Genomic DNA, 26,186 nt, shown 5'->3' on the forward strand with positions numbered 1-26,186 from the left:
ACGACCCACAGCATCATCAACACAAGGAAGTGACACCCATGAAACGCAGCATGAGAATCGCAGCGGCCGCCCTGACCGCCGCTCTGTTCGCAGTCGGGCTTGCCGCCTGCTCGCCCGGTGGCGGATCCGACACATCCGCAGCCGGCAAGCCCGCCGACCTCGACGCGGCCCTGTCAAAGGGCGGCGAGATAACGTACTGGGCCTGGGCCCCGGCCGGTGAAGCCAAGGCGAAGGCGTTCGAGGCGAAGTATCCCAACGTCAAAGTGAACTACGTGAACGCCGGCAGTGGCGTCGACGAATACACCAAGATCACGAACGCGTTGAAGGCGGGCACCGGCGCCCCCGACGTGGCCCAGATCGAGTACACCGCGATGCCCCAGTTCTACCTGGCGAAATCGCTGGTCGACCTGTCGAGCTATGGCTTCGGCGACCTCAAGAGCGACTTCATTCCGGGTTCGTGGGGCGCCGTCGCGGACGGCGAGAAGGTATACGGCCTTCCCGAAGACTCGGGCCCCATGGCGATGTTCTACAACCAGCGCGTCTTCGACCAGTACGGCATCACCGTTCCCACCACCTGGGACGAATTCAGTGCCGCAGCCGAGAAGCTGCACGCCGCCGACCCGAACCAGTACCTCACCTCTGATGGTGGAGACGGATACTTCGCGAGCAGCATGATCTGGCAGGCGGGCGGACACCCGTACCAGGTCGACGGAACGAAGGTGACGATCGACCTGCAAGACGAAGGCACCAAGAAGTGGACCGGTGTCTGGAACAACCTGGTCGAGAAGAAGCTGCTGTCACCCACGCCGAGCTATACGGATGACTGGTACAAGCAGCTCGGCAACGGCCAGATCGCCGCACTGATCAGCGGCGCCTGGATGCCCAGCCTTCTCGAGTCCGCGGCTCCCGAGGGCGCCGGCGATTGGCGTGCCGCCCCGATGCCGACGTACGACGGAACCGCCGCTTCGGCGAACTTCGGCGGAAGCGCCCAGGGCGTGCTGTCGCAGAGCAAGAACCCGGCGCTCGCGGCGGCCTTCGTGAAGTGGATGAACGACTCCCCAGAAGGTGTGAAGGTGCTGCAGGACTCCGGTAGCTTCCCGTCGACCGTCAGCGATCTGAAGGCCCCCGACTTCGCGGATGCCACGTCGGACTACTTCGGTGGCCAGCAGGTCAACAAGATTCTGCTCGCGGCGTCTGAGACGGTGCCCGACGGATGGCAGTACCTGCCCTACCAGACCTACGCGCAGACCATCTTCGCCGATTCGGTCGGCCAGGCGTACGCCAACAACTCAGATCTGAACCCCGGTCTGAAGAAGTGGCAGGAGACGCTCGTGAGCTACGGCAACGAGCAGGGCTTCACCGTCACCGGCAAGTAGAGCGAACCGCACGAAGAAGGCCCGGCTCCGAGGAGCCGGGCCTTCTTCGTGCCCTCAGGCTGTGACGCGCACCAGACGGCTGCGATGCACGCGGGCGCCGTAGACGGCAAGACCCGCACGATCGGCCTCGGGGCGGATGCGACCGTCGAGGTGAACGAGGCTGTCGGCGCTCCACGGCAGCAGAGACAGGGTCAGCTCTCCTGTCAGCTCGGTCACATCGATCTCCCACGGTCGACCACTCCAGAACTGATCCGAGATGAACTCGTCCCCGTGCATGGCTCGACCGGCATCGCCCACCCAGTCGATCTGCAGAATGTGCCGATCCGATGGATGCGCTGGCGCATCGGACAGCCCGACCCGATAGCGCGCGGCAAGGTCGAAATCGTCGGCGAGCGGAGCGGACAGCCTGTTGGAGCTGCCGCCGTGCCGCACCGGGGCGGCTGCGAGAGCGGCGCTCTCGAGCACCACGTCGAGCTCGGCCACGGGCAGTGGCGCGGCATCGATGCTGTACCGCGCCAGAAGGTCATCGCTCGGGTTGATTCGCTCAACGCCCGCCGCGATCCGGGCCAGCGCGGGCAGAGTCGAGAACGTCACGGGGGTGTCGGCGATGCGGATGTTCAGCCCGCCATCGAAGGTGACATCGCTCGTGCTCAGCACAAGATGCAGCTCGCCGTGGATGCGCCCCAGCCAGAGGGACTCGGCTGTGGGCTCGTCGACGACGATCACCCGCGCGCCCCCGATCTGTGCGGTCGACTCGAGCGTCGGCACCGCGAGCGCCGGCAAGAGGTGCTGCTCCGTCTCGCCGCTCGCTGTCTCGCGAATGATCTCGACCGGCACCCCGGCCGTCTGAAAGAGCACGATGGTCGGCATGCCGCCGAGTTCGACGTCTGCCACCAGCTGGGCTGTCGCCGAGAAGCGGCTGCCGTCGGGCAGCAAGCGGCGCACGGGCCACACGAAGAACTCGCCCGACGGAATGTGCGTCGGCTTCGAGGGCAGAACGGTGCTGTGCTCTCCCGTGGTCAGCTCGAACTGAACCTCGGCGGCCGGCAGCGGGGCGACCGCCGGCTGGTAGGTCGAGAAGAAGACGAATCCTTGCTCGTCGTCGGCCCGAAAGGATGCGCGCACATCGCCGTCGAAGAACGACGGTGTCAGCGGCGCCAGCTCGGTCGCGGCGGTCTGCACGAAGAGATGCTGCAGGCGAAGCAGATCGGCATGCCGGCGACGCTGGCCGAACGCCCCGATGGGCGCGGCGAAGTCGTAGTCGCGCACAGGCACATCGTTCGGGTACCCGGTCGCGTGCGATTCCTGCGTGCTGGATTCGCGCCCCAGCACCTGAACGCCGCCGTGATACATGTAGTAGCCCTGAAAGACCGAACCGCTCGCGATCTTCGCCAGGGCGACGGCGGCCACGTCGTCGGAGTCGACGAATGGGCGACGGTGGTAGGCCACGGGCATGCCGCCGCCGAGCTCGCACGTGGCGTACGGAACGGCGCTCACCCGGGTGGCTGCATCCGTGCCGCCCGCGTCGTCACCCGTGTCTGCGTCGCCCTCGGCGCCCTCGGCGATCTCGCCGCTGATTCCGGCGGCAGCCCGCACATCCGCACCCACACCCAGATCGTCGCGTTCCGCGGTGAAGCGGAAGTGCATCTCGTAGTTCGCCGGCCAACCCGCGTCGCTGTCCTCCCAGAACCCGTCGACGTAGCCGGCGAACACGGGCAGAAACTCGTTCGGCGGCAGCTGCGCTCCACCCCAACCGGTCGCGGTCCAGAGAGGAGCCGTCATGCCAGCATCCTCGGCCATGCGGCGGAGCGTGCTGAGGTGAGCAGGCTGATCGTAGAGTTCGTTCTCGACCTGGATGGCGACGATCGGTGCGCTCGGATCGTCGGCGCTCCTGAAGAGCCCGCTCAGCTCCTCGGCCATGGCTTCGATCCAGGGCCGCACGAGATCGAGATAGGCGGGGTCGTCGGTGCGGTGAACGACCGCGGCCGACTGCACCCAGTCGGGAAAGCCGCCGTTGCGGGTCTCTCCATGCACCCAGGGCCCGATGCGCAGCACGACCTCCAGACCCACCGACCGTGCCTCTTCGACGAATCGGCGGAGGTCGAGGGCGCCCTTCCAGCTCACGGGCCCCTCCTGCTCCTGATGCAGGATCCAGATCGCGTAGGTCGACACAAGAGTGATGCCGTTGCTGCGAAGGGCGGCGAGGTCTTCACGCCACCGTTTCGGGTCGGTTCGGGCGTAGTGGTATTCACCGGCGACCGGAAACCATGGCATGCCGCCGCGTTCGAGGTGACCCTCTCGCACGACGATGGCGTCATCCGGTGCGCCATCGCCGAGACGAAGCGTCGAGATCGATGAAGAGGTGGGGGAGTTCGAGAGCCGGATGCGCTGCGGTGCGCCGGGCGTGGAGAAGTCAGTCACCACACAACCATGGCCCAATGCGGGCTCCGGGAGGAATAGTGCGGCAGAGGAACACCATGGACGAATCGATGCCGCGAATGCATGCCGAACGGATGCCGAATGGATGCCGCGAACGGCACCACGGCGTCGTGCGGGCGAGTCGGAGGATCGTCCAGGCGATCCGGCGGTTCGGCTATGGAGCGCGATGGCTTCGGCCGAGCACCCTAGAAGTGCCCTCGCAAACCGGGGTGGCTACAACGACGTAGAAAGATGACACATGAGCGCACGAACACGACGCGGGGCGAGCCGGCTCGCCTCGACACTCGCGGCGATGGCCCTGGCGGCCGCGATGCTCGTATCCGGTGCGGCTCTGTCGGCCACGGCAGCCGAGCCCGCTGCCGCGGCGGCCAGCGCACCCACCGCGACCACCGAGAGCGGTGGCCTGGGATCTATCGTCGACGACTATTTCTCTCGGGTGCCCACCGATTACACCGAAGAGTCATGGGCCCCGTTCGCGGCCGCCCTGACCTCGGCTCAGCTCGTTCGAGCATCGGCCGAGTCCACGCCCGCGCAGATCATCGAGGCCAAGACCTCGCTTCTCGACGCGGCCGCCGCTCTGCAGACGGTGTCGGCGGGCAGCTTCGAGCCGATCACGAACAACACGTTCTGGACCGATACAGACGGCAACCCGATCTCGTCGCAGGGCGGTGGAATTTTTCGTTTCGGCGACACCTACTACTGGTACGGAGTTCGATACCTCGAGGCCGACCCCTACCGTCAGAGCCCCTCGAAGATCTACAGCAAGGCCACCTTCGGCTCCATTCCGGTGTACTCCTCGAAGGATCTCGTGAACTGGACCTTCGAGAACGACGTCGCCACTCGTGACACGACGTTGTCCATTCCAGCCTCGGCCGGATCGTACTTCTCCGATCTGAAGACTCTCGGAGACGCCGCCTGGGTCGGGCGCCTAGGCGTCACCTACAACGAGAACACCGGCAAGTTCGTGCTCATCTCGCAGATGAACAACAACGACCCGAACGCCGCCAACGTCTACAGCGTGCTCTTTCTGCAGGCTGACTCGCCGACAGGTGACTTCAGCTACGCCAATCTGCAGACCCAGATCGTCAATTCCCCCACGCGAGGCACGGGCGATCAGACGGTGTTCACCGACGACGACGGAACCGACTATCTGATCTTCTCCAACTCGCGCGGGCGCGGCACGGGATTCGTCAGCAAGATCGCGGATTCGGACTCGCTCTCGATCGAGCCGGCGACCGCGATCAGTCGTAACGCTGCCGGGCGCGAGGGAAACGCCATGTTCCGGCTCGACGACACCTATTACGTGGCCGCATCCGCGCTGCACGGCTGGAACACCTCGGTGAACTACGTGGTCGAGTCGACAGGCGCGGGCATCCAAGGCACGTACGGCCCCGAGTACGTGCTGCCCGGAACCGAGAAGGACTACAGCCACGTCACCCAGACGGGCTTCTTCGTGACGGTTCACGGAACGAAGCAAGACACGGTGCTCTATGCGGGCGACCGCTGGGCCGAGTTCGCCTGGAACGGCAGTGGCTACAACCAGTGGACGCCGCTCTCGAAGACCGATGACGGTCTCGAATTCAACTCCCTGAGCAATTGGGAGTTCAACGCTGTCACCGGCGAGTGGCGGGTCGGCCCGAAGAACAACTACGTGCTGAATCCCGACTTCGCGGCCGACCGGGTCGCGGTGTCGAACATCACGGGCTGGACGAACGTGCCCGATGCCGACAACGCGGCCGCGTCGTTCACGAGCAACGTGTCGCCGGGCGCCGACAAGACCCGTTTCGCTCTTCGACTCGGCGCGGCCGGCGCGTTCTCGGGCGCGGTGCAGCAGACGAACGACGTGCCGGCGGGGGTCTACCGCTTCTCCGCGAAAGCGAAGTCGACCGGAGGCCTGGAGCATGCCCGGGTCGTGATCACGGGCGCTGCCGGCGAGGTTTACACCCTCGACCTGGCTGCGGTCGGCGGCGACTGGACCAACGTCGAGCTTCCCGACCTCGCGCTCACCGGTGGCGCGGTCACGGTCTCGATCGAGGCTCGCAGCGCCGGAGGCAATCAATCGGTGACGATCGATGGACTCTCGCTCGTGGCTCAGCCCTCCGACCCCACGGCGTTGCAGGCTCTGGTCGATGCGCAATCGGGGCGCGAGTCGGCTGACTACGGCTCGACCTCGTGGCAGCCGTTCGCTGCCGCACTCGCCACGGCGCAGGCCGTGCTCGCTGCCCCCGCCGCCTCGCAAGCGTCGCTCGACGGTGCCCGTGCGGCACTCGAGCAGGCTGCGGCGTCGCTCTGCTCGGCGGTCACCTCTGTCTCGGTTCACAGCGACCGTTCGGTGTTCACGATCGGCGAGGCGCTGGATGCGGGGACGCTCTCGGTGACCGCCACGCGGGCCGATGGAACGACGGCGACGCTCACTCCCGAGCAGTTCCAGGTTGCGGGCTTCGTCTCGGATGTTGCGGGAGACCCTGTGGTCACGGTGACCGTCGACCCTTCGCTGACGGCGACGGATGCAGCGCCCGTCGAGGCGACGCTGACCCTCGCGGTGCGGGTCGCCTGGAACAGCTCGACCGCCTACAACGGCGGTGACACCGTGGCGTTCGATGGATCGGTGTGGCTCGCCTCGTGGTGGACCAGCGGGCAGACGCCCGGCGACCCGAACGGGCCGTGGCAGCAGCTCATCGAGGTCGACGGAGTCGCGGTCTGGACGCCCTCGCGCATCTTCGAGGCGGGCGAACACGCCACGCTGGGCGGCGTCGAGTACGTGGCCAGATGGTGGACTCGCGGACAGGAGCCTGGAGATCCGAACGGCCCGTGGGCATCCGTGACCGGCTGAGGGCGCACATCATGAAACCCATCACAACGACGCCCATCACGCTGGGCACGTCTAGCCTGGGCGAACGCCCGGCGGGAGACGCCCTGGCCGACGCCCTGCTGGCATCGACACTCGGCAACATCGACACGAGCAATATGTATGCCGGGGGCCGCAGCGAGGCGCTTCTGGGAGCGGCCATCGCACGATCCGGGGGCGTTCCGCCTGGTCTACTCATCTATTCGAAGGCCGATCGAGACATCGAGACCGGGGTCTTCGACGGCGATCGGGTGCGTCGCTCGCTCGACGAGTCGTTGACGCGTCTCGGCGTCGACTCTCTGCCGCTGTACCACCTGCACGACCCGTACACGATCTCGTTCGAGCAGGCCATGGCATCCGGTGGGCCTGTCGAAGCGCTCATCGCCTTGCGAGACGAAGGGGTCATCGGCGCCATCGGCATCGCCTCGGGCACGATCTCGCAGGTGCACGATTTCGTGGCCACCGGTGTCTTCGATGCCGTGCTGTCTCACAATCGCCTGACGCTGGTCGACCGAACGGCCGAGCCGACCTTCCGTCTCGCCCGCGAGCTCGAGATGACGGTCTTCAACGCCGCGCCCTTCGGAGGGGGCACCTTGGCGAACGGCTCGTCGGACTATGGCTACCGCGCCATGCCGCCCGCGTTCGCACGGCATGTTGCGGTGGTGCGCACGCTCGCCGACGAGTGGTCGGTCGATCTCGCGGCTGCCGCGCTGCAGTTCTCACTGCGTCACCCGCTGGTCGCGACGACCGTTGTGGGCGTCTCCTCCGTGGCGCGACTGGAGCAGTTGTCGGGTCTTCGCGACGCCGTGGTGCCCGCGGGCTTCTTCGAGGCGATCGAGGCCTTGGGTCCGCCGCCGGCGAGCGGCAACGACTGACGGGGGTGCGCGACGGCGCAGCTCGCTACGGCCGACCGTCGGTGATCGACATGATCGCCGCGAAGATCAGCACAATGGGCACGAAGTACCCCACGAAGTAGGCCAGGTACATGCCCGCGCCGCGGAGGAAGGAACTCAGACGCCACGGGCGTCTCTGCGCCACGAAGCGTCGGCCGCTTCGGGCGATGAGCGGAACCGGGGCGCCGGCGAGCACCCCGACTGCGACGGGCGGCGCAACCGGCGAGGCGACCGGCTGCGCTGCGGTGCCCTCGAACGCGGTGCGCCCGAACGCGGTCGCAAGCGAACGATGCGGTCGTGGCAGCCGCTCATCGACGAAACGCTGTGTTCTCTCGATGAGGCGAGGAACGACCGTGTTGACCAGCGTGTACACCGCGTTCCAGCTCTGCGCGTCAGTGAAGTCTGTCGGGGCCGCGGTGAAGAGCACGAGGGTATCGTCGACGATCTCGACGTTGTAGTCGCTGGCGTGCTGCACCAGCTCGGACATCACCTCGGGCGAGAGCACGTACAGGGCGTCGGCGCGATTGTCCACGGGCGCGTAGGTCACGAATGCCCGGTCGAACTCCCTCTCGAGCGAGATGCGCTGCAGCGGCCCGAAGTGAGGGGGCAGATCGCTGCGCGAGGCGTTGTTCGAGGTGGAGTCGAGCACGAGACGCGGAAGCGGCGCCGGAAGGGTCGCGGCCAGGTAGTGCCAGGTCGTGCTGCCCGGTCGCGTGGTCGTGAGAGAGCCGAATTCCAGACCGGATGCCGTGAAGCGCGGGTTCTCGACCACGGAGTCCCCGTCTGCGGTGATCATCGACGTGAATGTCGCCCGCTGCGAGGGCTGAGGCTCAAAGCCGTTGGCGAGCGCGGTGAGATTCTGTCGCCACTCGGTGACGGTCGACTGCGCTCGCGCGCTCGAGCGTGTTCTATGGGCGATGCCTGCGGAGGCGAAGATCCACACGCCGAGGATTCCGAGCATCCAGGCCAGGCTGCCCCAGTCGCTGCCCAGCACCTGCCCGTCGTGCCGCTTGTCGATCTCGGTGTCGATGGAGATGAGCGCAATGGTGAGATACCAGAGCATCGACGCGGCATTCAGATGACCAAGCGCCTTCCGCAGGCTCATGTTCCACGTGATTCGCAGTTGCCGCAGATTGGCGGCCTTGGCCCGCAAGACCCTGCCGTCGGGTTCGCTCAGCCACTCGAGGTACAGCGGTTGCAGGGGCACTAGAAAATCCTACGCGTGGCCGCGGCGAGGTGTGGCCGAGCTCTGTGCTGATCGAGTAGTCGCGAGCAAGGAGCGACGTGAGTGCTCACTCAGTACGAGCCTGAGACCACGCGACTTGGCGCATATCGACCTAAGTTCGCGAATATGGGTCGATTTCTGACAAGTGGGTGGGCAATGTGGGGTCGCGCAGGGTCATGCGTGCAGCCCGGCGCGAAGCCGCGCCGGCCGCGGGCGAGAAGACCGCGGCCGGCGCGTGCATCAGGATGCGGCGGGCCTCCGACGCCGCCGCGTGAGCAGGCCGGCCCCCGTCGCCAGGGCGAGCACGGAGAGTGCCGCCGCTATGGCAAGGGGAGTTGCCGTCATGCCCGTGTTGGCGAGCGGGCGGGTGGAGCTCGCCTGCGGTGAGACGAAGTTCTGCCCGATCGCACCGTTGCCCAGCTCGCCACCAGAGCCGGAGCCAGCTCCAGAGCCCGACCCGGTACCCGGCGTACCGGCTCCTGGCGAACCCGAGCCGCTGCCCGGCCCGCTTCCGGGATCGCCCGGTGTGGGAACATCCGGAGCGTCTGCCGTGATCGCCGCCACCCGCACCCGCGCGCCCAGGCCGAGCGTGTCGTTCACGTCGACGCCGGTGACCGAGAAGTCAGCGGCCGAACCCGTCTGCAGGTTCAGTGTGACCACGGCCGATCGTCCTGGCAGCTGCACGACCGTGTTGGGAGCGATCTCGCCGGCGGCGATGGTCTTGCCCGCCACGGTTCCGCCTCCGGTGGTCATGGTCGCGCCGGTCTTCGTGAGCGCCACGCGGATGTTGCTGAGCGACACCTCGAGACTCGACCCCGGGTAGAGCGTGAGCGAGTCGACCTGGGCTGTCGCGGTGCCCGCGGCGTTGGATGCGCGTGCTCCGGTCGCCGAGATCTGCCCGGCGACGCCGTCGGTCACCGTCGCGACCTCGAGCTGGGCTGCGCCGAGGGTGGCGGCATCAGACGCAGCCGCGTCGGAGTCCGACACGGCGTTCGGCGCCTTCTCGGTGGCGGCCTCGGTCGCGGCGGCCGCGACAGCGGCATCCGGTGTCACGAGAGCCACGGGCGACACGACCGACGGGCCGGATGCGCTGAGCGCATAGGCATAGCGGCTCGGCAGCGGCGGCTCGGGCTGAGGTGTGGGCTCGGGGTCGGGCGTGGGAGCCGCGCTGGGCGCCGACCATCGAACCGTGCCGAGCGCGACCGACGGGTAGGTGCCGGTGAGGTCGGTGTAGTGCACGGCCGTGATGAGTACGCTGCCGTCTGGCTGCGCGACCCGCTCGTTGAAGCGCACGGTCACACGTGGGGTGCCCTGCGCGTCGAGGCCCGTGTAGAGGTCGGTTCCGGTGTTGATCCAGACGCCGTTCACAAAGAGCCCCGAGTTCGATCCGGGGAACGACACGACAGAGCTGCCGTCTGCCGCCACGTCGAGGGCGAGCCCGTAGACGCGGAACGCCGACCACACGTAATCACCGATCGACGAGGTGTCGGGCACCTGCGTGAAGCTGTCGATCGAGACCTTCGCCGCGCTGTCGTCGGTGCGGCTGACCGTGACGCCGCTCGCCGCGATCGGCGGAGCCTTCGCAGAGAACGTGGCGTCGGTCTTGGTTCCCGATGCCGAGAGGCTGGGCTCGCCCGCCACGATCGGTGTTCCGTTCGGAGCGGTCACGGTGATGCCCGAGACGAGTGCCGGCGTGGTGGTCGGCGCCGCGGGGGAGCAGGCGACCTGGCCGAGCTTCACGCGCCAGATCTCCGACGATCCGGCCTCGGCCTCGATTCGCAACGCGGTGGTCTGAGCGCGACCCGACGCATCCGTTGTGCGCTCGCCGATGTAGAGCTTGGTGGCGCCCCACGTCGACGAGTCGGGCAGGTCGACCGTGTAGCCGGCGGCGATGCGCGCCGGGTCGAGGGCGTCGACGCCGTTCACGGTGAGGGTGTCGAACGACACTGTGCTCGATCCGTCGGCGGTGCACTCGGAGGTGAGCCCGGTGAACGCCACGGGCACGCGGTCGCGCAGCTGGAACGTTCCCAACGCGATGGTCGAGCGCGCTCCGTCAGACGCGGCCCGCGAGACGAGCCCCTCGGTGCGCGTGGTGTTCAGTTTGTAGAGGTCGCCGGTGGATGCAGCGTTCTGCGTGACGGTGTCGCCCGAGGTCCACTCGGCGAGCGGAGTGGAGGCCTGCAGGGTGCCTCCGTCTGAGTCGAGCATCTGCACGCCGAAGGCGCTGTTGGCGGGGGTGGGTTTGGTGGCGGCGGTCTGGGCGGCGGCCGCGACGAGTGTCGCGCTCGCGGTCGTGGTTCCGGATGCCGCGGGTGCGGCGATCGCGGTCGTCGCGGCGGTCGCCGTGAAGCCGAGTGCGAGCATCCCCGCGAGGGCCGCCGCGGTCATGAGCCGCACGGAGCGGGATGGGCGTCGAGTCATTTCTGTGCTCCGAACTGGTCGAGAAAAGCGGTGCCGCGGGGAATGCCGAGTCCGGTGACTCTGTCCCAGCCGGGGCCTGACTGCAGGGATTGCGGTTTGGTGTCCCACAGGTAGAGGGTCTCGAGCCAGAGGGCTCCGGTCGACGGCGAGCGGCGGAACCACGTGGCCGCCGACGCGGGCTGCACGTCGGTGATGGCGGTCGAGCCGCTGAGCGCGTAGAGCGATGGAGTGGCGAGGCCGACGTGACTGCCGCCTCGCACCTTGGCGATGGCCACCATCGAGGCGACCATCGGGGTGGCGAGGCTCGTGCCGCCGTGTGGTTCGGCGCTCACGACGCCGTTCGAGGGCGCGTTCACGATGAAGCCGGTGTTCGGGTCAGACAGCGACGCGACATCCGGAAGTAGCCGTTTGGTGCCGGGCTGCGCGATGGTGTCACGCTGCCAAGAGGGGCGGTCGTAGTACGCCGATTCTCCTCCGCCCGCGCCGTAGATGAAGCCGGGCGGAACGATGGCACCGTTGCGGGCGAACCGCGTCTGCGTCTCCCAGCCCGCTTCGACGGCCACGGTGTTGTCGGCGTTGAGGCCGATGCTCATTCCGCCGACCGCGGTGACATAGGGGCTCGAGGCAGGCGAGGCCACATCGGTGCCGTCTTGGTGGTCGCCGGCCTGGCTGTAGTCGCCGTCGTTTCCGGTCGAGGCGAAGATCGAGATTCCACGCGAGGCGCCTTCGACGAGCACGCGGGTGAGCAGGGTGCGGTCGGCGGCAGTATCGAGCTCTTCGGGGGCGCCGAACGAGAGCGAGATCACGTTGGGCGCGCCGTTCTCGGGGGTGCCGCTCTCGACGGCGTCGAGCAGTCGCAGGTAGAGCGACTGGGCCTCGCAGGTGTCGCTTCCCCAGTAGACGATGTTCGCATCGGGTGCCATGGCGTGCACGGCCTGCACGTCGAGGTGCTGCTCGACAGTCCACGAGCTGGGGCCGCCGCAGCGGCTGTTGTCGGGCTTCGTCGGGGCGTGGTGCGTGTACTGCCCGTCGCGCAGGGGCTGCGCGCCGGCCTTGGTGAAGTAGGCGTTCGTGTTCGCCTCGACGGTCGCATCGTCGAAGACGCCCACGATCGCGATGGTCGCGCCGGCGCCCGTGGCGTCGTCGGGCAGCTGATGGATGGCACGCAACTGCTGCGGACCGTAGCCGCACAGCGCGTTGGAGCGGTGCTCGACCGTGACCGACTCCGGCCACTCGGAGCTCAAGGTCTGGCCCCAGTAGGCGGCGCAGTCGTCGCTGGTGACGGGAGCGGCGGTGGCCGCGGTGGGTGCTGCGGTTGCGGGTGCTGCGGCTGCGGGTGCGGCGCCGGCGGGTGCCGTGGCGGTGGCGGCCGGGCTCGCGAGCGCGGTGGTCGTGGCACTCGTGGTGGCGCTCGCGGCGCTTGCCGATGTTGCCGACGCGTCCACGAGCGTGGGCTGCATCGCATCCGTGCTCACGAGGCCGGCGACGGTCTCGATGGCCGTCAGGTCGGCGGGCACCGACAGATCGATGGTGGGCACAACGGCCGTGCGGCCATGGATGTCTGTGGTCGCGAAGGTCGTCGAGAAGGCGCGGGCGAAGTCGTCGTAGGAGCCGCTGATCGACTGGCTGTGCACGCTGTCGTGCTGGTCGCCGAGGTCGAGTCCGGCGGTGACGAGCCAGGTGCGGGCGGCCGAGATGGATGCGGTGTCTGCGTTCTCGGTGAAGAGCACGACGGCCGAGGTGACGCCGTCGGGTGCTGCAGTATCGCTGCCCTGCGCCGCGGATTTTGCCCACGCGGGCGCGGTGTCGGGCAGGGAGTGTCGAGCGTCGGAGGGGGAGGAGGCGCACGCGGTCAGAATGCCCGCGCACACGACCCCGACGATCAGGAAGGTGGATGCAGACATCACCGACCCGGGGGAACGCAAAGAGCGCATAGAAGTACTTTCTCGATCAGAGTGTGGAGTGGCAGAGGAGCCGATTCGAACTCTAGCTGAGAATTGTTCTCATTAAGCAATCGGCGGAATTCTGACGCTGATCGAGTAGCGGTCGCGAGGAACGAGCACCGCGTATCGAGATCACTGCACGGTGGTCTCGATACGCTTCGGCCGCGGGCGGCCTCGGGCTACTCGACCGGCGCGACCGGCGCAAGCGGCGCGACCGGCGCGGGCGGCGCGACCGGCGCGAGCGTCTGGTTGATCGAGTAGCTACGCGAGGCGCGAGCCGGCATGGTTCTCCTGAGCCTGTCGAAGTGGTGACGTCGCTCAGGGTGCTTCGCTGCCTGGCGGGCTAACGGAGCACGGATCGGGGGACACGCCGCCACTCCGGCGTGCGACTACCGCGTGTTGACCTCTTCGTGCTCCGTTAGCTCGCGCAGAACGATCAACCGAGCAGCCCTGTGGCTAAGTGAGGACATTTTCGTCTCGCCCCTCGTACCGGTCGCTCCCACGTAATTTGTCCTCCCGAAGGCCCCACGGTGACGGCGAGCGAACATGCGTGAAGAGCCGACCGCCTCCACCAGCCGGCGGCCTGAGCTCGAGCGCCACGCGCATCCATTGCTGCCCAAACGCTCTGATCCTCGCGAATCAGAGCGTTATGAGACGAATGGATGCAACCGAGGCCCCCCGGTCGGCGCCTCCTACTCGATGCGCCCCGCGAAGCGGTAGCGGAACCCGTCACCCGAGTCGGCGGTGACGATCACGTCGTAGTAACCCGAGGCATCCAGGGGCCAGGAGGCGCGCTCGGTCTGGCCGGCTGCGACGGTGACCGACTGCGTGTTCTCGACGAAGTCGTTCGCTGCGAGGGAGTACGTGACCGGGGCGTCGCCCACGTTCGCGAGCTCGAGCCGCAGCGACCGGCGCTCGCCTCGCACGGGATTGCCCACGACCACAGGAACAGGACCAACGGCGCCAGCCGCACCAGCAGCGTGAACCGTGCCGGCGAAGCGCCGCAGAAAGCGGTCGGGTCCGTACACGCTGAAGTCGTACGCCCCGCCGGTCGCCGCCGCATTCCAGACATAGGTCGCCGAGTTGCCCGTGGGCACCGTGAAGGGCGTCGACTCGAACGGCAGGTGCGCGTTGGCGAACACCTGGTGCGAGAAGCCCTGGTGTCCGGTGTTCTGCATGGTGAGCGTGACCGTGGCGGCGGCCCGGTCGACCTCGACGTTGGCGTGCTGCCGGTATGGAAGCGGCCGGTGCTGGGCCGTGCCGGCATCCTGCACCGGCATTGTCTGCGCGCCGATGGCGGGCTCGCGAATGTCGGGCTTCGCCATGTCGGCGTCTGCGGCGGCGACGAGCTTTTGCGTGACGCTCAGCGGCGGCACCTCGGAGGCGGTCGGCAGCGAGAAGTCGGGGTTGGCGAAGTCGAAGCACGAGGTGAGGTCGCCCGAGATGGTGCGCCGCCACGACGAGATGTTGGGCTCGTGCACGCCCGTCCAGGTTTCGAGAAACCGGATGACTGACGTGTGGTCGAACACCTGCGAGTTGACCCAACCGCCGCGGCTCCAGGGCGAGACCAGGGTGAGGGGCACCCGGGTGCCGTAGCCGATCGGCAGGCCATCCACGTATTCGCCGGCCGTGCCGGGCTCGGCGAGCGGGGGCAGCATGTGGTCGAAGTAGCCGTCGTTCTCGTCAAAGTTGAGAATGAGCACGGTGCTCGCCCAGGTGTCGGGGTTGCTCATCAGCGCCTGCACGACGGCGTTCGTGTAGTGCGCTCCGTAGTCGGGGCTCGCGGCCGGGTGCTCGCTGTAGCCGTAGGGAGCGACGACATACGAGACCGCGGGCAGGGTGTTCGAGGCCGCGTCTTTGCCGAACTCGCTGAGCAGGTAGGTGACGTCGAGCCCCTTACCCGAGTCGGGCAGCCAGCCGTCGTTCAGTCCGCCGCGCAGGGCGAGGTCGCGCACTGCTGGGTCTTTCGAGGCGAGTGCATCGTGGTAGCTCTGGAATAGCCAGAGGGGGTTGTCGCCGTAGTCGCCCACGTAGGGGTGGGTGCCGTCGTCGCCGATCTCGTTGTTGGCGTAGGTCTTAAAGGTGACGCCGGCCTTCTGCAGCCGCTCGGGGTAGGTGCCCCAGGTGAAGACGGGCTTGTAGTCGTCGGGGTTGTCGGTGGCGGGGCCGCCGTGGTCGCCCTCGGGGTTGATGGTGCCCGTCCACTGGTAGAGGCGGTTCGGGGTCGTCGGGCCGATCACCGAGCAGTGATAGTGGTCGGCGATCGTGAACGACGAGGCGAGCGCGTGGTGAAACGGCAGGTCTTCCTGGGTGAAGTAGCCCATGGTCTGCTGGCTCTTGGCCGCGACCCAGTTGTTCCAGGCGCCCTTGTTCCAGGCGGTGTGGCCGCCGCCCCACGAGTGGTCGAGGCCGCCGGCGTTCTGCGCGTTGTAGTGCGTGCTGTCGAGGGGGAACGGCAGCATCACCCCGCCATCCGGCCGAGTCGCATCGGGTTGGGCGAACGCGTTGCCGCCGCCCGGATACTCCACCATCTGCTTGTCGCCGAAGCCGCGAACGCCGCGCAGGGTGCCGTAGTAGTGATCGAACGAGCGGTTCTCCTGCATCAAGATCACCACGTGCTTCACGTCGTTGATCGACTTGGTCGCCCCGGCCTTGGCGCTGGTCGCGAGACCGGATGCGGCTGCCGCCCTCTCGCCGAACGCTCCCGGCCCGGATGCGGCAGCGACCCCCGCAAGAATGGCGGCGGCCCCGCCCAGGAGGATGGTGCGCCGACTCAGACCGGGCTGCACATCGGCGTGATACGCCTTGGACTTGTCGAGGGGAGGCGCCGCGTTCAGCGTGACGTCGGGGGCGTTCTTTTCGGGCTTGCTCGAACTCATGGTGCGCGTTTCTGCTTTCGGGTAGGCAGTAGTGCTTCTAGGGGCGCCGGCGGTCGCGGGCAACATGCCGCCGGCGTGCGTCTCCGCTGGGTGACGGAAGGGAATGACGCGTAAAGCCTCCGCCCGAGAGGTGGACGGTCTGTGGCTGTTGCCTAGCGCACGGGCAAACGCGTTTTGAATTACTGGACTGGGTCTACTAATGGTTCAGCGATGCTCGCGAGCGCTTCACTGGCCACGATGGGCTGCGATATTGGGCATTCGCGGAATCCTCGTGCCAGTTTTGGAACCAGTGGTACCATATTTGGTACGACTAAGGAGAAGTCATGGCCATCACAACAAGCGAGGCTCGTCGCGATCTGTTCGGACTAATCGAGCGCGTCAACCTCGATCACACCGAAGTTGAGATCACGTCGAAGCGCGGTTCTGCGGTTCTGATGTCGAAAGACGAGTACGACGCTCTCGTCGAGACCAGCTACTTGTTGAGGTCTCCAAAGAATGCTCGTCGTCTGTTGAGTGCATTGGAGCAGGCGCGGTCGGGTGGCGTTGAGGAACGCGAGCTTCTCGAGTCGTGAGTGCTCGACGCATTTGCTGGACTGCGGAGGGGTGGGAGGACTACGTCTACTGGCAGAACCAGGATCGAAAAGTTCTCAAGCGCATTAACCTACTTATCGCTGACATCGTTCGCGATGATCCATTCGAAGGCATCGGCAAGCCCGAGGCTCTCAAGCACGCTCTGGCCGGCGCATGGTCCAGGCGAATCGACGAGGCGAACAGACTGGTCTACGTCGCGAGCGATGATCAGGTAACGATTCTTCAGGCGCGATACCACTACTGAACCAGGGCGAAAGCGGGGCGTCGATCTCGCCAAATCGTTGCTTGAACGGACGACCTCGCTGGGCTTCGGTCAGCGGCTGCTGAGGTCGTATGGCTTCACCGAGGAGTCGACTGTCGTCAGATATCCGCCGTCTGAGAGATCTGAGGGAACCGTGATCGTGCGCGTCACCGAGGGCTTCGAGCTCGAGGTGTCGATCTGCGTGATCTGGCCTTCGCCGCCGCGGGTCCGAGTCGACAGGCGGGTGCTGCAACGCAAGAGACCCTCGGAGCGCGGTCCGAGGGTCTCTTGCGGATGGGTTGTTACGGGCTGACGAAAATGTCGTCTGCGAGCATTCCCGGCCTGACCCGGATGAGCGCGGTCTCGCCATCCGGAATCACGAAGGCGGCAGAACCAGTCGCGGACGCGCCCGTAAAAAGTTCGCCGAGGCCGATGCTGTCGTTTAGTACAACGAGAGCGTCGTAGCCGTTGATCACGTTCCCCGAACCGGTGACCATATCCACACCCACTTCGACTGCATAGGCGGAGTCCTCGCCGGTGTAGGTCACGGTGTAATTGACGATCCCGTAGTGTGAGCCGGCAGGGGCCACTTCGTTGAATTGGTTCGCTTCGGCGACAACGGCAGCGCCATCTGGGTTGAACGAGTTGATCACGATGGTCCAGTCGTCACCCGTTATAACTGAGCCGACCGCAACGGGGCTCTCACGTGTGCCCGCTTCACCAGCCGGCTCCTGCTTCGCGTCCTCTGCTTGGGCTTCGTCTGCCGGAGCTTGGCTCGAGGAAGCCGGTTCGTCGATGGTGACGTTCTTATCGCCGAATGCGTCGTTGAATGAGGTAGCCACTACCGCAAAGAAAACTACGAAAGCGACGATCGTGCCGACGACGGAGATGATCAGTCCGGCGATCCCCAGCCCCTTTCCTGTTCCTTTGAGAAAAAGCGAAACGATGGCGAGGATGAACGCGATCGGCAGCAGGATCCAGCCAACGATGAGTGCGCCGGGGATGCAGGAAAATATGAACCCGACGATTGAGGCGATGAAGGCCACGAGGGCGAGTATGTTGCGGCCGGGACTTGGTCGATGTCCCGGCTGGAGGTAAGGGTTCTCTGGTTGCTGTGGTTGTGCATAGGTGGGCGGGTTCTGCTGCGAGCCCACCCCTGGTTCTTGGTATGTCATGATCGCTGAGCCTGGCAGACGTGACAGTTCCTCGTAATTCCCCATTCAGGGGGACTGGTGAATATTTTGGGGACACCAAGTGCCAAAGATGTGCAACTGAGGGGTGGAGCGGTCCGTATTCCTAGGGCGCCAAGGTGCGATGTCGCCCGGCGGCCCAAAAGAAACTCGCCCGTGAGCGATGTGACAGTGTTGACCGCGCTCTTCGAGAGGCAGGTTGATATCCGATCAGCGGCCGCTGAGGTCGTAGGGCTTCACCGCGGAGTCGACGGTCGTCAGATATCCGCCGTCTGAGAGATCTGAGGGAACCGTGATCGTGCGCGTCACCGAGGGCATCGAGCTCGAGGTGTCGATCTGCGTGATCTGGCCCTCGCCGCCGCGGGTCACGAAGACGCTGTTGCCGTCGTCGGTGGCTGCGGTGAAACGAACGGATGCCTTCGTCGCCGGCTGGCCGACGACGGGTCCGTTCTTGAGGGGGTCGAGCGCCACCGTCGTCTGCTCTCCGTTGAAGGCGCCGTCGTCGCCCTTCTTCACGAGCACGAGCGAATCGCCGGAGCCCGAGGTGAGCGCCACGGCGGCGAACTGTGGCGTGACGGCGACGCGGGTGAACGTGCCGTTGCCCAGGCTCACCGAGGTCAGCTTGCCGGATGTCGTGGATGCACTCGTGAGGTAGGCGGGAATGGTGTCCCACCCGGCGTCTTTCTCTGTGGCGCCGGCCTGCGCGCCCACGGCGGTCGCGCCATCCGGTGCCATGCGCGGCCGGTAGCTCTCGACGCTCGCCTGCGGGTACGACGAGAACTGGGAGTCGGTGAATCCGGTGTCGGTGACGCCGACGGTCTGTACCCCGGTGGCGAGATCGGAGCCGATCACGGTTCCGTCGGAATTCACGATGGGGCCGTGGGGGTAGGCGTTGAGCGGAGTCGTGGCGACGGGGGTCGGATGCATGTCGCCGCCCATGATCGCCGACACGGAGTAGGCGTCGAGGTGGCCGCCGGCGGTGACGACGAGGCGCAGCGGATCGCCGACCAAGAAGGTCTCGACCTCTTCGGTTCCGGTCTCGCCCGTGGTGGCGAGCGTCACCTCGGAGGTGGTGATGTCGGCCGTCTGCTCGGTGTCTTTCTCGAGGTCGACCACGGTGACGCGCTGATCGGTGGAGTCGTCGAAGTCGGAGCCAATGGCGACGTAGCGCCGGCTCGTGTCGGTCGAGAGCCAGCCGGCACGCTTCCAGCGCCCGTCGTCATTAGGGATCGCGTAGTGCTGATCGATGGTGGCTTTGCCGCTCGAGTCGATGGAGAGGATGTCTAGCTGAGGCTTGGACTCGTCCATTAACGCGATCCGCCCGCCGCCGAGTTGCACGGAGCCCGCGTGGGTGCCCAGGGTGATGCCGTTCAGGGTGTCGGTGTTCTCGCCCGTGATGGCGTTGTTGATGTAGAGCTCTTTTGCCGTGGCATCGGCGGTGACGAGCCAGCTGTGATTGGCCGGGGTTGGGGGAGTGGCTGACGTCGTCGTGGTGCAGCCGGAGAGAAGGAGAAGGGAAGTGGCGGCGAGGGCGGGGTAGAGAAGGGGGCGTGCGGGCATGGTGATCCTTGCAAGTCGTCGGGAAGCGGGATCTGAGCTTATCGATAAGGGTTCTCAATAAACGAATTAGAGGCGCTCGGCTGACCAGGGCGCGCGCTTACCGTCCCAAGACCAGAGGGCTCCTGTGGGCCCGTCGTCGGGCAGCAATGCGAGACGAACTGAGCCCTTTGCGGCCTCGGTAGAATCGCCCCCGACGCTCATGCCGGTGACGAGGTTCGTGCGCCGCAGCCGCGGCGCCAGCGCATTGACCACGCAGATCACCCTGAGCTGGGCCGCCTGTTGCAATGGGAGGGGCTGCAAGGAGGACCGGCTGCCGACATCGTCGGGCGAACAACTCACTATCGCGAGAAGGTGGCGCGTTTCGCCGCTGCCCACCGCGACGGACTGCTCGATCGCGGACTCGATCCCGGCCACCTTGTCTTCGCCACGATCGCGCTGGCCGCCTGGTGGCAAACAGTGCCGCAGCTGGCCGAGATGATCACGAATGCGCCCACCGGTGACACGAAGGAAAGCGCCCGCCGCCGCGAGTTCGTTGTCGAGGCGGCTCGACGCCTCGCGGCGCCGCGAAGCCGGTAGCGCGGCGTGCTGAATCGGGCGGCTACTCGGTCAGCGCAGCCCGCGCCGATTGAGTAGTCGCGCGACGAAGGAACCGACGTGGTAAAAAGGCGCGTTGGGTTTCCCGCCGCTGCGATCGCGACGGCGTTGTCGAACCAATGGGGCTCTGGCCGCTGCGTTCTTGGCCGCCTCAGCGGCCCTCTTTGTGCTTGCTGTGCGGGCACATCGAGAGGGCTCTGCTAGAACCTGACGCTCCCTGTCTTATCCTCGCTGATCGAGTCCGGTCACAACCGCTGAACAACGCGGCCCCTCCGAACTCCTCAATCTCCTGCGCCCGTTTTCTGACCACGTTGAAAGGTCGGCTCACCGGTGGCCAGGATGACATATTCACCTGCCTGCGGATCAGTCGCCTCGCTCGTCTTACCGGAGGGCAACGGTAGACGAGCTATTGGACAGCGCAAAAGGTTCTTAGTTGGACTGACCTGGAATTTCTTTGGCTGTCATGAGCGCCTGGACGGGTGGAACCTGCACGCGAGCATCCTGGTTCGCTTCATCGACGATGACGACGACCGCACACAGTTCTGCGCCGCGGGCCGAGACGAGCTGCGCCGAGGCCAGGCTCTGGCGGTCGGTCTCGGTCCAGTCGTCGATCAACACGACACGCTGGTCCGGCCGTATGAGATCTCGCCGGGCCGAGAGCGCCTCCGTGTTGCATTTGTAATCCGGCGGATCACGTCACCCGGAAAAATCTGGAGTTTTTTGCGCACAGGGACGAAGCCGATGCCGAGGGTGGCGGCGACGGCCCGCGCCCGAACAAAGCCGTTTGCCTCGATGCCGAGAATGACGTCTGGTCGTGAGGGGCGGAACAGCTCGGCGAGATCCACCATGATCGCGTTCAGCGACGGCGGCTCTGCGAGCATTGCCCAGGAGTTGGCGTCGCCATTGATTTAGCTGAACTGCTTCAACCCGTGGCGACGTGCGGAGGTCGCTTCAGGGTTGGCTCATCCGTCCACAGCAGTTAGTGCCGTCTAACGGCACTGCGGAGGTGACGGTCGACGGCACACCAAGGGTGCGCCTTAGTGCTCCATTGCGACAACGGTGTCGTATAGCCCTATGCGGCGAAGTCCTTCGTGCGAAGCTATGCCCGTGTAAGAGAGAGATGCATCTTCATAACGACGAAATGCGAAGACAGCTGCGTTCATGTGCGCCGCATTGAAGACTCCGAGCGACACGAGAAGGTCGAAGTCTTCAACCGTGAGGCCCGTAACAGTCTTGAAGAGGCCTGGTTCGAGCTTGGTGATGACGTCCTTCAGGGTCTGTTCCCTGTAGTCGGTGAGGTACATGAAGACCGGAATGCGCGTTGCGAACTTAATCAGCTTCTCTTGGATCTGCTTCCGCTTGGATTTGTACTCTTTTTCTTCGTCCGAGAGTTCTTTCTTTTCCTTGGCATTGAGGGCGTGCCCCTTTACCTTCTTCGTGTCCTTCACTGATTCAGACTTATTTACGACCGTTTCGAAGACCTGGTCGCCAAGCGCACGGAAGCCTTCAATGTTCATTACCGCGCTCATGGCAGAAACATTATTCATGATCCTGCGAAGCGTATCGTTGTCGACGTTTACGAGGATTGCAGATTCCCACTTACGGGCGAGCAGCGTCGCTGAGGTGCCGGCCATGGCGATGTCGAGGATGCCCCCAGCATCGATCTGAGTCATGTTCGCGCCGTCGTACGCCAAAACCGGCAGGAAAGACACCAGCTCCTCGACGGCGTGTTCCGGATTGGACTTCTCCGGAGAAAGGCCAATTGCGTAATCAGAAAGTTGCCTCAGCGCCCGGGTCGGCGCGAAATCGAAAACGAAGCAGACCGGTTTCATCACCTCCTCCTTGTGCGGATCGTCGCCATTTGGGTTCCTGATAGACCACGGCGACTGCACTCGGAAAGCCGCCTGAAAGTATGTCTCGGGTGATTTCAGGTTGCGCAACATGAGGATCGAAGCCCACTGCGGCACGGTCACGCCTGTTGTCAGCTTCCCGCAAGAAAGCGTGATGGTCTTCGTATCTACGCCTTTTCCGATCGCTCGGCGAACAGGAGGAAGGGCTTCCAGTCCTAATCCCGCCCCAGGACCGGCAACGTTGAGCACCTGGTACTGGCCCCAATAAGGTGCGTTGTGCTGCTCGGCGAGAAGATTTGCCATCGCGTGGCAGGCGGCGACGTTAGGGAGGAACCAAAATGAATGTTGTAGATAAGGCAGTAAGCGAGTATCGGAATAGGGAAACGGCGGCTTCTTTCCCGTTTTCATGGCATCGATGCTGGAGGGCGAATGCTGACCTCGGATCAGGTCGAGCCATTTCTGCACGTCATCCTTATGCTTAAAAGATGAGTTAGTGCCGACACCGGTTGCGGCGAAGAAAGCGTTGAGGTCGAACTCGTCAAACTCGCCTTGGCTCGCGATGCTAAGTAGCTCGTCTGGCATTTGGTAGGTCAGAAGTCGCATCTCTGGCAGAGCACCGTACGGATTCAGGTGATGGAGGTTCTTATCCGAGTATTCGGCTTTGGCCTGTTGTTCGTCAGTGTACGTCCAGTTAAATATCTGTTCTTCGATGAATTCACCGGCTGCCAACGCCTTGAAAGGCGTGCCGGAGAGGTATAGATACGCCCGAGTTGAGATCGGCAGGAAGTCCTTTTCGTCGCTGCCAAGCTCGTCAAGTTCCTCATCGAAAACTTCTAGAGCTTCGCCATATTCGCCCGCGAGTTCTACCTTGGCCTCTTTCTCATCCTCGCCTTCGAATAGTTCTCTAGCTGAGTCGCGCCAAGCGCCGTAGTGATACTCGTCGAAAATCACGAGATCCCAGTTGATTGCGTGAATCCACTCGTTCTTCGCCTTCATCAGGCCCGTAGCTTTGTCGCGACCCAGAAGGTCTTGGAAGGAACCGAAGTACACGAGTGGTTTCTTTTCATCCACCGTTGCGGGATCGATTCCAGAAGACTTGGAGACATACTGCCAGCCGTCAAAATCTTTATGAGAGAGCAGGTCAGTCGCCCAAGCGTCTTCAACTGCGGGCTTGAAGGTGACTACAAGTACACGAGTGGCACCTAGCGCCTTTGCGAGATGGTAGCTGGTGAAGGTTTTCCCGAAGCGCATTTTGGCGTTCCAAAGAAACCTCGGTACCGCATGCATGTTCTCTTTCCAGATCGAATGAAAGTAGTCATGCGTTTTCTCCACCGCGCGTCTCTGTTCCGCGCGCATCGGGAAGGTTTCGTGATGTGTGCCTCCAACCGCCTGGCCCGTCCTCAATTCGGTGATTGCTGTCAGCACATCGGCGACTGAGCAGTCCATCCACTCCAGTGTGGGATTAGCAAACCCCTTGGCCTTAAGCCTTTCCCGAACCTCGAAGTCTCGAAAGAACGTGCCATTTTCGCGAAGAGCCGATTCGTCCACTTCAATTTCAAAATTTGTCACGGCCGCAGTCTTCAATTGCTGTGCCACGCGGGCTTTAACCGCTTGCGTTGTTTGTCCTACCTTCAACCATCCGGCGTGCTGTTCGTCGTGGATGGAGTACGCGTAAATTCGGAGGTGTCCGTCTGGACGCTCCGGCATTAGCTCATCGTCAGGCTTCGTCATACGAGCATCTCACCGGGCGTTTCGGTTACGCCAGAATCGTCAGGATGCGCAGCTACTTGTGACTCAAGGAAGGCAACCTCGGCGGGGGTAAGAGCATACCGAGCATAAAGTTTCTCGTCAGTCCATTCCTCATCCAGGTTGAGATCAGGAACAAACCCGTAGACCCCCTTCGCGGCATCTTGGGTCGGCTTCCGCAGCGACACTAGGAAGCGAACGAACCGAGTGCGGAGGTAGGAGGCGTAGGCCTCGGCCTCTGCCTCAGATTGGAAATGGCCAGCGACCAAGTAGGTCTCCGTACATGCCGTGCCTGGCCCTGCAACAATCGGTTTGCTGAGAAATTTGGTTTCAATGGCGGCACTGGTTCCCTGAACGCGCGTCATGAGAACTTTCCACTCATCTACCCAAGATGCGTTACTGGGAAGATCTCCGCGCTCAATCCAAGCGATTCGCTGATTGGCGAATAGCTTCACGGGCTGCCTCAGGTCCGTTTGCGACGCATTTCCCATGAAGTTTGTCGCGAGACCGAAGGGTTTACGGCTGGACACACGCTTCTCTAGGGTTGACTCTTTCTTCGCCCGGACCTTTTCAAGGATTGGGACTGCTTCGTTTCGGCGCACTAGTACATCGAAGTTATCAAGATAGCGATCTGCCGGCTCGCCGAGTGGCTTTCCATCCCACATCGTCTGAACGGTACATGGCCCATCGAAATCACGTTCCCACAGAAAGTACGAGATCCCCCCGCGGATCTTCACTCCTGGAAAAGCTTCGTATAGTTTCGGGTAGTCAACGATGCTTCGCATGCGGTGATCGCTGAGCATCCGCTCTCGATAATCATCGAGGCCCTTACCGCCCGCGAACCAGCGCGATGGAGTAACGAAAACGGCGTAACGCGGATCGAGGGCAAGGGCCTTCTCCACGAAAAGTTGATAAATCGGGGCTGCGCTGGTGCCAAATCCGCCGTCGCTGAGTTGGTAGGGCGGGTTTCCTATGATCACGTCAAAATGCATTTCGGCTCCAAACAGCTGCGCAATCAGCGCTCTGATGTCGTTCGTATGGATAAAGGCATAAGCATGAGTTTCAAGTTCCTCACCGCGCCCGTACTCTGCCTCGCCGGCACCGCAGAACTTGCAGCGACCCGTTCCCTCAAGCGAGACCGTGATGCCGCGATTCTCAGTCGGATGAGCGCGCCGCTCGATCTTGCGTCCCACCCAAGTGTGCTCGATGCGTTCGAACCAGATGTTGCCGTCCTCAGTGGTCAACGACTTGGCGATGGAATGCTCACCATTCGCCCACTTTGAGCAGTAGAGACTGCGACGAGCAAGCATCGAGGTCAGCTGGGTAATGCCGATACCGAAAACCTGTCTCGACAAAATGTGATCGACACGTTCCGTGAGATCTGGAATGGCGCTCGCTAAGCCGAGCGTCAGCCGAGCAGTGATCTCTCGGAGGAATACGCCTGATTTTGTGAACGGGTCAAGGAAAGTCACATTTGGGTCAGCCCAGATGCTTGAGCCTTCGTTCGATTCGGACCAGGCCCTCTCTATTTCGTCGAGCATCCTGTTCGCGAACTCTGGGGGCGTGAAGACCTCGTCATTTGAGAGGTTCGCAATACAGGTGAGTACGTCTGGGTTTCTTCCTCGGATCGTGAAGACGTCCTTGCTCATGACGCGAGCTGCTCGATCGTCATAGCGGAATACTCCTGCGAGGGCGTAAAGATCTCATGTTCTTCCAAGTGCTCCCAGAGGGTTCCTTGGAAGGAGGCGCGCTGGGTCAGGTTGTCGTAACGAAAGTCGCGACGCTGGAAGCGCCCCTTGCCCAAATATCCCCACTCAGGGAACATGATCGGCCGGCCATCCACGGCAGTCATGGTTAGAGCGTCACCTTGGACGATATTTGCGACAAGTACATGTTCTGCTGCCCGAACCACGAGGCTGTCAGGGCGGGCGTCCACGTAGTTGGCGAACAACTCCATGAGGTTCTGCCTGCACTCCGCGACATTGTCGGCGAGTAACTCGATGCCGTAGATGCACATGAGAGCGAGTAGGGCATGGTGCCGGCGCTCGAAATCGCTCTTCCCATACCGAGTATGGACGGTCGCCAACTTGCGTTTGAGAACGGGAATTAGGAAGTTCCCCGAGCCGCAGGCTGGTTCTAACACGCGAGAATCAATGCGCTCTGACTCGATCTTTACCAGATCGAGCATGGCTTCAACCATCCAGTTTGGGGTGAATACCTCGCCATGATCGGCCACGCGGCGTTTTGATTTGACCAGTACCTCGGAGGGTACGTGTGCCGTCATCGTTCCTCCTCCGGTTGTTGTCTACTCCCAGGATAGTAAGCATGAACGAGTCTCCCACCCAGGACTAGTCTCTAACTAGTGCCGGAGTACCGCGAAAGCCACCTCG

Annotated in this window: 19 protein-coding genes; 6 read left to right on the forward strand and 13 right to left on the reverse strand. The window is 64.3% G+C overall.

Annotated elements, in window-relative coordinates:
- The first annotated feature begins 50 nt into the window (after positions 1 to 50).
- A complete protein-coding gene (locus B9Y86_RS05885) occupies positions 51 to 1,376 on the forward strand; it encodes an ABC transporter substrate-binding protein (RefSeq protein WP_244894651.1) in 1,326 nt (441 codons plus the stop codon).
- 54 nt (positions 1,377 to 1,430) lie between these two features.
- On the opposite strand, the gene B9Y86_RS05890 is transcribed toward B9Y86_RS05885, so the two are convergent.
- Positions 1,431 to 3,797 carry a beta-galactosidase gene (locus B9Y86_RS05890; RefSeq protein ID WP_139824769.1) on the reverse strand — a complete coding sequence of 789 codons (2,367 nt, stop codon included), beginning with the start codon at positions 3,795 to 3,797 and terminating at the stop codon, positions 1,431 to 1,433.
- A 256-nt stretch (positions 3,798 to 4,053) separates the two neighbouring features.
- Here B9Y86_RS05890 and B9Y86_RS05895 point away from each other — a divergent pair, with 256 nt between their 5' ends.
- Positions 4,054 to 6,648 (forward strand): family 43 glycosylhydrolase, encoded by a 2,595-nt coding sequence (locus B9Y86_RS05895; RefSeq protein WP_085484016.1) that lies wholly within the window; start codon positions 4,054 to 4,056, stop codon positions 6,646 to 6,648.
- Between the two features lie 11 nt (positions 6,649 to 6,659).
- Positions 6,660 to 7,538 (forward strand): aldo/keto reductase, encoded by an 879-nt coding sequence (locus tag B9Y86_RS05900; protein ID WP_085484018.1) that lies wholly within the window; start codon positions 6,660 to 6,662, stop codon positions 7,536 to 7,538.
- A gap of 25 nt (positions 7,539 to 7,563) precedes the next feature.
- Here B9Y86_RS05900 and B9Y86_RS05905 read toward each other — a convergent pair whose 3' ends face one another.
- The 4 genes from B9Y86_RS05905 to B9Y86_RS05920 form a co-directional block, all read right to left on the reverse strand.
- Positions 7,564 to 8,763: a hypothetical protein gene (locus tag B9Y86_RS05905; RefSeq protein ID WP_085484020.1), complete on the reverse strand. Its 1,200-nt coding sequence runs from the start codon at positions 8,761 to 8,763 to the stop codon at positions 7,564 to 7,566.
- A 258-nt stretch (positions 8,764 to 9,021) separates the two neighbouring features.
- Entirely contained in the window at positions 9,022 to 11,202 is a 2,181-nt protein-coding gene (locus B9Y86_RS17820; protein ID WP_139824770.1) for an LPXTG cell wall anchor domain-containing protein, read from the reverse strand.
- A complete protein-coding gene (locus tag B9Y86_RS17825) occupies positions 11,199 to 13,136 on the reverse strand; it encodes a S53 family peptidase (protein ID WP_280522297.1) in 1,938 nt (645 codons plus the stop codon). Before B9Y86_RS17825 ends, B9Y86_RS17820 begins: the two co-directional genes overlap by 4 nt.
- 701 nt (positions 13,137 to 13,837) lie before the next feature.
- Positions 13,838 to 16,024, reverse strand: a complete 2,187-nt coding sequence (locus B9Y86_RS05920; RefSeq protein WP_085484024.1) for a phosphocholine-specific phospholipase C — start codon at positions 16,022 to 16,024, stop codon at positions 13,838 to 13,840.
- Between the two features lie 323 nt (positions 16,025 to 16,347).
- Between B9Y86_RS05920 and B9Y86_RS05925 the strand changes: the two genes are divergently transcribed.
- Positions 16,348 to 16,596 carry a type II toxin-antitoxin system Phd/YefM family antitoxin gene (locus B9Y86_RS05925; RefSeq protein ID WP_085484026.1) on the forward strand — a complete coding sequence of 83 codons (249 nt, stop codon included), beginning with the start codon at positions 16,348 to 16,350 and terminating at the stop codon, positions 16,594 to 16,596.
- Entirely contained in the window at positions 16,593 to 16,859 is a 267-nt protein-coding gene (locus tag B9Y86_RS05930; protein ID WP_085484028.1) for a Txe/YoeB family addiction module toxin, read from the forward strand. Before B9Y86_RS05925 ends, B9Y86_RS05930 begins: the two co-directional genes overlap by 4 nt.
- Before the next feature lie 69 nt (positions 16,860 to 16,928).
- Here the strand turns inward: B9Y86_RS05930 and B9Y86_RS05935 are convergent, their stop codons facing one another.
- The 3 genes from B9Y86_RS05935 to B9Y86_RS05945 form a co-directional block, all read right to left on the reverse strand.
- Positions 16,929 to 17,114, reverse strand: a complete 186-nt coding sequence (locus B9Y86_RS05935) for a hypothetical protein (protein ID WP_085484030.1) — start codon at positions 17,112 to 17,114, stop codon at positions 16,929 to 16,931.
- Positions 17,115 to 17,158: 44 nt separating this feature from the next.
- A complete protein-coding gene (locus tag B9Y86_RS05940) occupies positions 17,159 to 17,902 on the reverse strand; it encodes a hypothetical protein (protein ID WP_244894653.1) in 744 nt (247 codons plus the stop codon).
- Between the two features lie 354 nt (positions 17,903 to 18,256).
- Positions 18,257 to 19,606 (reverse strand): hypothetical protein, encoded by a 1,350-nt coding sequence (locus tag B9Y86_RS05945; protein WP_085484032.1) that lies wholly within the window; start codon positions 19,604 to 19,606, stop codon positions 18,257 to 18,259.
- Positions 19,607 to 19,885: 279 nt separating this feature from the next.
- On the opposite strand from B9Y86_RS05945, the gene B9Y86_RS05955 reads away from it, so the two are divergent.
- Positions 19,886 to 20,182 (forward strand): hypothetical protein, encoded by a 297-nt coding sequence (locus tag B9Y86_RS05955; RefSeq protein ID WP_244894654.1) that lies wholly within the window; start codon positions 19,886 to 19,888, stop codon positions 20,180 to 20,182.
- A gap of 447 nt (positions 20,183 to 20,629) precedes the next feature.
- Here B9Y86_RS05955 and B9Y86_RS05960 read toward each other — a convergent pair whose 3' ends face one another.
- The 5 genes from B9Y86_RS05960 to B9Y86_RS05980 all read right to left on the reverse strand — a co-directional run bounded on the left by B9Y86_RS05960 (position 20,630) and on the right by B9Y86_RS05980 (position 26,080).
- Positions 20,630 to 20,815, reverse strand: a complete 186-nt coding sequence (locus B9Y86_RS05960; protein ID WP_139824771.1) for a hypothetical protein — start codon at positions 20,813 to 20,815, stop codon at positions 20,630 to 20,632.
- A complete protein-coding gene (locus B9Y86_RS05965; protein WP_085484038.1) occupies positions 20,812 to 21,081 on the reverse strand; it encodes a type I phosphoribosyltransferase in 270 nt (89 codons plus the stop codon). The genes B9Y86_RS05960 and B9Y86_RS05965 overlap by 4 nt, the downstream gene beginning before the upstream one ends.
- 156 nt (positions 21,082 to 21,237) lie before the next feature.
- A complete protein-coding gene (locus tag B9Y86_RS05970) occupies positions 21,238 to 23,781 on the reverse strand; it encodes a DEAD/DEAH box helicase family protein (RefSeq protein ID WP_085484040.1) in 2,544 nt (847 codons plus the stop codon).
- Positions 23,778 to 25,445, reverse strand: coding sequence for an Eco57I restriction-modification methylase domain-containing protein (locus B9Y86_RS05975; protein ID WP_085484042.1), 1,668 nt, complete (start codon positions 25,443 to 25,445; stop codon positions 23,778 to 23,780). Before B9Y86_RS05975 ends, B9Y86_RS05970 begins: the two co-directional genes overlap by 4 nt.
- Entirely contained in the window at positions 25,442 to 26,080 is a 639-nt protein-coding gene (locus tag B9Y86_RS05980) for an N-6 DNA methylase (RefSeq protein ID WP_085484044.1), read from the reverse strand. Before B9Y86_RS05980 ends, B9Y86_RS05975 begins: the two co-directional genes overlap by 4 nt.
- Positions 26,081 to 26,186 lie beyond the last annotated feature (106 nt).

It is taken from the genome of Agreia pratensis (genome assembly GCF_900177685.1).
Taxonomy (GTDB): domain Bacteria; phylum Actinomycetota; class Actinomycetes; order Actinomycetales; family Microbacteriaceae; genus Agreia; species Agreia pratensis.

Bases quoted from the DNA above. Each gene is read 5' to 3' on its own strand.
- B9Y86_RS05975 (WP_085484042.1), bottom strand. From the start codon at position 25,445: ATGAGCAAGGACGTCTTCACGATCCGAGGAAGAAACCCAGACGTACTC.
- B9Y86_RS05925 (WP_085484026.1), top strand. From the start codon at position 16,348: ATGGCCATCACAACAAGCGAGGCTCGTCGCGATCTGTTCGGACTAATC.
- B9Y86_RS05885 (WP_244894651.1), top strand. From the start codon at position 51: ATGAGAATCGCAGCGGCCGCCCTGACCGCCGCTCTGTTCGCAGTCGGG.
- B9Y86_RS05965 (WP_085484038.1), bottom strand. From the start codon at position 21,081: ATGCTCGCAGAGCCGCCGTCGCTGAACGCGATCATGGTGGATCTCGCC.
- B9Y86_RS05980 (WP_085484044.1), bottom strand. From the start codon at position 26,080: ATGACGGCACACGTACCCTCCGAGGTACTGGTCAAATCAAAACGCCGC.
- B9Y86_RS17820 (WP_139824770.1), bottom strand. From the start codon at position 11,202: ATGACTCGACGCCCATCCCGCTCCGTGCGGCTCATGACCGCGGCGGCC.
- B9Y86_RS05945 (WP_085484032.1), bottom strand. From the start codon at position 19,606: ATGCCCGCACGCCCCCTTCTCTACCCCGCCCTCGCCGCCACTTCCCTT.
- B9Y86_RS05900 (WP_085484018.1), top strand. From the start codon at position 6,660: ATGAAACCCATCACAACGACGCCCATCACGCTGGGCACGTCTAGCCTG.
- B9Y86_RS05970 (WP_085484040.1), bottom strand. From the start codon at position 23,781: ATGACGAAGCCTGACGATGAGCTAATGCCGGAGCGTCCAGACGGACAC.
- B9Y86_RS17825 (WP_280522297.1), bottom strand. From the start codon at position 13,136: ATGCGCTCTTTGCGTTCCCCCGGGTCGGTGATGTCTGCATCCACCTTC.
- B9Y86_RS05920 (WP_085484024.1), bottom strand. From the start codon at position 16,024: ATGAGTTCGAGCAAGCCCGAAAAGAACGCCCCCGACGTCACGCTGAAC.
- B9Y86_RS05895 (WP_085484016.1), top strand. From the start codon at position 4,054: ATGAGCGCACGAACACGACGCGGGGCGAGCCGGCTCGCCTCGACACTC.